General features: G+C 49.0%; 3 protein-coding genes and 1 riboswitch. All 3 genes read right to left on the bottom strand.

Features of this window, described 5'->3' with window-relative positions; all coding sequences use genetic code 11:
* Positions 1-230: 230 nt before the first annotated feature.
* On the bottom strand, positions 231-941 hold the full coding sequence (locus tag QUA36_RS30965; protein ID WP_333460136.1) for a precorrin-2 C(20)-methyltransferase: 711 nt from the start codon (positions 939-941) through the stop codon (positions 231-233).
* Positions 938-1,567 (bottom strand): precorrin-8X methylmutase, encoded by a 630-nt coding sequence (locus QUA36_RS30960; protein WP_333168695.1) that lies wholly within the window; start codon positions 1,565-1,567, stop codon positions 938-940. Before QUA36_RS30960 ends, QUA36_RS30965 begins: the two co-directional genes overlap by 4 nt.
* Positions 1,568-1,721: 154 nt before the next feature.
* Complete coding sequence (gene cobG / locus QUA36_RS30955) at positions 1,722-3,299, bottom strand: precorrin-3B synthase (RefSeq protein WP_333460135.1); 1,578 nt, start codon at positions 3,297-3,299, stop codon at positions 1,722-1,724.
* Positions 3,300-3,307: 8 nt separating this feature from the next.
* Positions 3,308-3,387: riboswitch (adenosylcobalamin-variant (AdoCbl-variant) riboswitch) on the bottom strand.
* Between the last annotated feature and the right edge of the window lie 198 nt (positions 3,388-3,585).

Raw genomic sequence — 3,585 nt, 5'->3', positions numbered from 1 at the left:
ATCTGTTTATGATTGCTTTATTTGGTTTTCAATGTTCGTGACGGCTTTGTGTTCCGCCATGTAAATAAACATAAAGCATATTCTAAGGTTTGTAAAGTATTTTAACAACAGCTTAACTGATGGAAGTTATAAGCTTAAGTTATCAATATGAAGAAAACTGGATAAAGAGGTAAGAATGCACAAAAAAGTAGGTAAAGCCTGGAAGCGCGCCGCCTTCAGGCATGGAAATATTAAGATACAGACTTTTGCTGGCTAGGTATCATAATGAGAGCCCAATAGGGAACTTCAGCGGGATCGACATCTGCGATCGCCCGAATGCGCTGATTTGGCATAGTTGCCCGTTCTATATACAAAGCTCGATCGAACTGTCCCAACTCAATCAGCACGTCCCGGACTTTCGCAAAATGCCGGCCCAGCTTAATAATCACAGCAGCATCAACAACCGCCAGTCGATCGCGCAAAACCTCAGCATCCAGCGTCGCAGGCATAATACTTAACACATCGTTACGATAAGTCAGCGGCACTCCCAACGCAGCCGCACTCGCCATTGTGGAAGAAATTCCCGGCACAACTTCAGTCGTAAATGTCGCCGACAAACGGTTAAATAGATACATAAACGAGCCGTAGAGAAAAGGTTCGCCCTCACATAGCACCGCCACATCCTGACCCTCGCTCAGATGTGCGGCAATTTTCTCGGCCGCAATATCATAATAAGGTTGAGACGATCGCGTCGGACTAAAAGGCAGCGGCATCGGAATCTCAATTTGCTCCGGGCGCAGATAATCAGCAACGATCGCCCGCGCCAGCACCTTACCATTTTCCATCGCCGGATAGGCAATCACTGGCACCGATTGCAAAATCCGATAAGCTTTCAATGTGATCAATTCTGGATCGCCAGGGCCAATACCCAAACCGTACAATTTACCATTTGCCTTAGTCATAATTCATCCTTTTTCGCTAACGCATTCACGGCCGCCGTTGCCATTGCACTGCCACCGCGCCGCCCGTGCAACGTAATAAATGGCACTCCTCGACTGTTAGCGGCGAGTTCCGCTTTGGATTCGGCGGCCCCGACAAATCCTACCGGGAAACCCAGAATTAAAGCCGGTTTGGGTGCTCCGGCATCCAGCATTTCCAGCAGTCGGAACAAAGCAGTCGGGGCATTGCCAATTGCCACAACCGCACCCTGCAAGTTGTCCAGCCATAAATCCAGGGCCGCAGCCGATCGAGTATTTCCGATTTGCCGCGCCAACTCCGGGATTTCGGAATGCCAGAGGGTGCAAATCACCGGATTGTCAGCGGGAAGGCGTTTGCGAGTGATGCCTTCTGCCACCATCCGGGCATCGCACAGAATCGGCGCGCCTGCGGCGAGGGCTTGGCGTCCGCAGGTGGCTGCACCGGGGGAAGCGGCTAAATCTGTAACAATATCAGTCATGCCACAACTGTGAATTAGTCGCACGGCTACCGATTCTAAATCGGGCGGCAAGCTTGACAAATCTGCTTCGGCTCGAATTGTGGCGAAGGATTTGGTGTAGATTTCTGTTCCGTCTCGAATGTAGTCAATCATTGTTTAAAACTGCTATGGGAAGTTTGTGGGATTTGTGAAATAGATTTTTTGAATGAACCGCGAAGATGGAAAGGAAGCGAAGGAAGAAACATCAAGAGAGATAGAAAGAGAAATGCTTAAAATTTGTCTGTTTCTATAGGATATTTTTTCACTTTCAATTCCGATTTTCGGTGGTGAACAACTCCTGCAATTGGTCGATCGCCTGCCGATCCACAAACTTACCAAATGACTCCAAAGGCTCTCGAAACCGCTGATATACCTGCAACATTCGCTCTATCGTACCGGGCATCTCGATCGCACTCACCGCCGGAAAAATTGGTCGCCCGAAGGGCAAATCTTTTCTACCCGCATAAATGTCGTAACCTTCGATCGTCTCGTGTCCTCGCTCAATCTGAATTCCCACCAGCGTGATATCAATTGGTTGGTGCTGGGCGCAGGACTTTTGGCAACCGCTGAAATGAATGTTAATCGGCTGGTCGATCGTCAATTTTTGCGCTAAATCCCTCGCCATTGCTAGGGCGTGACTTTGAGTATCTGTCGCCGCCGATGCACAGCCGCTGCTGCCGGCACAAGCCACCAAGCACGAATCTAGGCGAGTCGCTGACGAGTGCAATCCCAAATCGGCGATTTGCTGTTTTATCTCAAAAAGCTGGGAGTTGGGGACATCAGAAATCAACAGATTTTGCCACGGCGTAAGTCTCAGGGTACCGCTGGCTAGATTTTGGGCTAAATTTGCCAAATTCCGCAGTTGCTTTGATTCTAGCCTACCGAGAGGCAGTGCTATTCCGATGTAGGATAAATCCGACTGTCGCTGAGGGTGGATGCCGAGATGTCGGTGATTGGGGAGGGATTTTTCAGATAAGTCGATCAATCTGGCGGGCAAGATGCCCACCCCATAAGGAAATTCACTCTTTGTGGAACAGGCATCTTGGCTGTTTTTAGGAAATGTGCAAGATGTGAATTGCCCTAAAAATGGTAAATTCTGCTGTACCCTTTCTAGATAACTTTCAGCGCCCCAATCTGCCAGCAGGTGACGCAAACGCGGTTTTTTGCCATCAATTCGAGGTCGATTTTTTGTGTATTCAAGATAGGTGCTAGCGAGGGCGGCTAATACAGAAATACATTGTGATTCTTGGATTAAAATTCCTGTATCACCCTTTAAATACAGCCGAAAAAGGATTTCTGATTGGGTTGAACGCCCTTCAGCAGCTAATAAAATATCGTTGCGTAAATCGCCGATCGAAACCGATTCCCCGCCGTCGAAGCCAATACTGAACTTAGGCGAAAGTTCCGACAACTCAGGATGCGTTTGCAGGTAATCATCCCAAGCTTTGGCTAGCGGGCGAGTATCAAGTAACTGCTGGCGATCGATCCCGGCTGTCGGGCTTGCCATAATATTGCGAATCGGGTCAACTTCAACGCGGCGAGACGCTATCCCCAATTCCTGCAAGCGGTTCCAGACTTCCGGGGCAATTTCCGAGTTCACTTCTCGGATTTGCAAATTTGCCCGATTTGTCACTTGCAAACAGCCGGTACTGTATTGATCAGCCACATCGGCGATCGTCCAACACTGCTGCGCGTTTAAAATTCCCCCCGGAATCCGCATTCTCGATAAAACTCCGTCTCGGGCTTGGGAACCGTAAAATAAACCCGGACAAGTCGGCAAATCAGTCAAAGCTAACAAATAATCTCCTCCCCGTGCTACGCAGGGAATCCAAAAGTAAACGCCCACAAAGCGCCCCCGAAATCGGCATTCTGACTTTTACAGTTGCGGCACAGCGCCGGAATTGCACCGGACTTTCCCGCTTTCAGGTTTTAGAAAGGTATCACGAGCTGACCCACAGAAAGCAAAACCCTCAACTTTCTTAACAAAACCCTAGCGATGGCGTCCCGCCCCGCAAGCTACGCCCCTGTCTCTCCTTACATCAGCTTTCCTAATCACAGTCATCAGTTTAACTGTCGCTACACCCCTTTACAAACGTTAACAACACCGTTAATAATAGAAACATCATCCGAAC

It is taken from the genome of Microcoleus sp. Pol10D4 (assembly GCF_036701555.1).
Classification (GTDB): Bacteria; Cyanobacteriota; Cyanobacteriia; order Cyanobacteriales; family Microcoleaceae; genus Microcoleus.
The sequence above is the reverse complement of the archived record's forward strand: the minus strand, read 5'-3'. Positions and strand labels throughout refer to the sequence as shown.